The following is a 3,387-nucleotide window of genomic DNA, read 5'->3' on the forward strand; positions in this document are numbered from 1 at the left end:
GTGATGACGTGTGGTTTGCAACCGGGGGATTTGGTTTTGGTTGCGGCACGGCCATCGATGGGTAAAACCGCCTTTGCGTTGAGCGTCTACACCGGCGCACTTCGAGGCACGGAGAAACCTGCATTCTTCTTTAGCCTGGAAATGCCGCGCGAGCAGTTGCTCCAACGCCTGATTGCTGTTGACGGGCGGGTTGAACTTTCAAGGCTGCGCAGCGGCCAATTGGATGATGAAGACTGGGCGCGTATTTCCAAAGCGATGGAACGGTTGTTGCCATTGGAAAACCGCCTGATTATTGACGATGAATCGTATTTGACCCCCGCACTGCTGCGTTCCAGGGCACGGCGCTATACCCGGTTGTATGGTAATCCGGGTTTAATCATGGTCGATTACCTGCAGCTGATGCGTTGCCCTGGACAGGAAAATCGCACCCAGGAAATTTCAGAAATTTCCCGCAGTCTGAAAGCGCTGGCCAAAGAACTTGATTGTCCCGTTGTGGCGCTATCTCAGCTGAACCGTCAGTTGGAAAGCCGTGCTGACAAACGCCCCTTTAATGGTGACCTGCGAGACTCCGGTGCGCTGGAGCAGGATGCCGATGTGATCGCCTTCATCTACCGGGATGAGGTCTATTACGCCGACTCAGAGGATGCCGGCACGGCAGAAATTATCATTGGTAAACAGCGGCAGGGCGCAACGGGTACCGTTCGCGTCAAGTTTGAAGGGCAATTCACCGCGTTCAGTGACCTCCATGATGGTCAGTATGGCCAATACTCGGGGAGGGCGTAATCATGGCGCGTCCTAAAACCAAGATCCTCGATCTGAACAGTGCCTTGCTCCAACAGGGCAAGACTGCAGCAGGCACGCAACCTTTAGCCCCTGTGCTGGCGGAAACCCCCGTCAGTGAAATGCCGTTGGTATTGACCCTGGATGAAGTGAACCCGAATCCGGATAACCCGCGCACCACCCGCAACCCCAAATATGATGATATTAAAGCGTCAATTCGGGCACGCGGTTTGGACACTGTGCCAAAAGTAACTCGTGATCCAGAGCGTCCTGAGCTGGGATATTTCTTCAGTGATGGGGGGAATACGCGTTATGCCATTCTTTCCGAGCTCTGGCAGGAAACGGGAGAAGAACGGTTTTATCGCTTCTCTTGTGTGTTCAAACCCTGGCCAGGTCGGCTGTCCTGTGTCATTGGTCATTTGGCTGAAAATGAAGTGCGTGGAGATCTGACGTTTATCGAGAAAGCGTTTGGCATTCGACAGGCCCGGGCTTTATATGAAGCGGAGTTGGGGAAAGCCGTCTCACTGCGTGAACTCTCGACACTTCTTACCGCACAAGGTTACCCCGTCCATAATTCCAGTATCAGTAGGATGGAGGATGCGGTGCAGTACCTGTATCCCTATATGCCTCACTTATTGGAGACAGGCCTGGGGCGTCCACAAATTCTGCAGTTGCTGGCTATGCGATCTCATGCTGAAACCACCTGGCAGAAGCACTGTATTACCCAAGAACCAAAGCAGCCATTTGATACCGTTTTCGGTGATGTATGCAGCCATTTTGATTCGCCCGAGGACTATTCGCTGGATATGTTCCGTGATGAGTTGATTGGTGCGCTCATCAACGCGTTGCCACACCCGTTGCTCAATTATGACCGCTGGTTACTGGAGCTCGATCCCAAAGAGCAAAACCGGCGCAAGCACCTCGGTGAGCCTGAGCCGACATTAACGCCTGAGCTGTCAGGCGAAGGCAATACTGTCGAACTGGCGCCAGCACTGCAGCAGGGAAATATCGGCGGACCGACGATACCTGAAGTACAGGGAGAAAGCTCTTCTTTGGTGCTGGACAGCGCGTTGCATGAATCAACAGGGGATGCCGATGATAAATCACAGAACGCTCAGGAAGAGGAAACGCCTGCAACTCAAACTGAACGCCGTGTTGAAACTCAGCCAGATTTATACGGTGCGCCTTCTGTGTTGTCGGGTGACGTTGAAACGGTTTTAGGCGGTGAACATACCACCGTCAATGAAGCCCCTCTGCCAGGCGCTCATGAGTCGACCGCCCCTCACAACAATACCGAAACACAGCCTGCAGCCCCTGTTGCAGAGGTGCCCTTCGCTGAGGTAGGACTTGAGCCGGTCTCCTCCATCTGGGCTATTTCTGCCCTGCAGGACGATATTGAACACTTGCAGGTGATCACCTTCCGGTTAGCATTCGAGCTGGCCGAAGTGGCGGGCTGCGAGGCTGAAATCAAAGCTGATAAAGCCGACTTGCAGGCTGCCGGCTACGCATTGACTGCCGAACGTCCCTCTCGCTTCACCGCGTTACTCCTGACCCTTGCCGGCAACAACCCGGACGGCGCCTCATCCAGCTCGCTCAATGAAGCCCTCATCGGGTCGGAAAATGCGGCTGACTGGCCTTTGCTTGACGATATTCATGCCGTGAAATTGATGCGCCTTATTCGCGTCTTACGCCGTCTGCGTGAACTGCAGCGTGACTTATCTGCAACAGAGGAGACAGCCTGATGAGCCATTCACAACGACAGGTGCGCCTGGTGAAACTGGTGCGCAAACTGCTTGAGCTGGCCCGCAGCAACAGTAATGCGCATGAGGCTGGACTGGCGTTAGCCCGGGCGCAAAAACTGATGGAGAAATACGGTATCAGCGAGCTGGACGCCAGCCTGTCATCTATTCAGACGGCACCGAGCCGGGGAGCACCTTCCGAAGCGAAACAAAAACTGCCTGAATGGATGTCCGGCCTGGCGTGGGTGATTGCCCGTGCCTTTGGATGCCGTTTGTATTTTTCCTGGCGGGATACCGCGTCTGGCCCGCGCCGCAACGTGACGTTCTACGGTTTTAGTAAGCGGCCGGCCGTTGCGGCTTATGCGTTCGATGTGCTGAGCCGGCAGTTGAAAGAGGCTACTGCAGACTACCTGAAAACCCAGAATAAGCGCCTGAAAATGAGCACGCGGCGTGCCCGGGCTGAGCAGTTTCGTGCCGGCTGGGTTGCCGGCGTCCGGAGAGTCATCACGACGTTTACCGTGACAGAACAGGAATGCGAGCTGATGGGGGCCTGGCTGGAAAGCCAAAAGATGGGTGAGCTGCAAACGCGCGCCCCGAAAACCTGCCGCGGTGATGATATTGCCCGTTTACGTGGATTCGAAGCCGGCCAGAACGCCCGTTTACACCAGGGTGTTCAGGGGGCTGTGACCACTGGCATTGGTTATCAGGGAGGACGCAATTCATGAACCCTTATTTATACCTTCTCACAATGCAGGCCTTCGCTTTTTGGTTCCTGCTTCTCGGTATGGGCAACGTTCCTGATCCCAGAACGTGGTTTAAGGACAAGGGCAAAAACTTCATTTCAGCGTTGCCATTCCTGTTCGTTTCC

General features: G+C 54.7%; 3 protein-coding genes. All 3 read left to right on the forward strand.

The window, feature by feature from the left end; genetic code table 11:
• Positions 1 to 783: DnaB-like helicase C-terminal domain-containing protein (locus tag AC4PR2_RS28065; protein ID WP_492175934.1), on the forward strand; the 783-nt coding region annotated here is incomplete at its 5' end.
• Between the two features lie 2 nt (positions 784 to 785).
• Positions 786 to 2,522, forward strand: coding sequence for a ParB family protein (locus tag AC4PR2_RS28070; protein WP_492175935.1), 1,737 nt, complete (start codon positions 786 to 788; stop codon positions 2,520 to 2,522).
• Positions 2,522 to 3,244, forward strand: a complete 723-nt coding sequence (locus tag AC4PR2_RS28075; protein WP_492175936.1) for a DUF2786 domain-containing protein — start codon at positions 2,522 to 2,524, stop codon at positions 3,242 to 3,244. Before AC4PR2_RS28070 ends, AC4PR2_RS28075 begins: the two co-directional genes overlap by 1 nt.
• Positions 3,245 to 3,387 lie beyond the last annotated feature (143 nt).

The sequence above is a fragment of the Serratia sp. A07 genome (assembly GCF_058725505.1).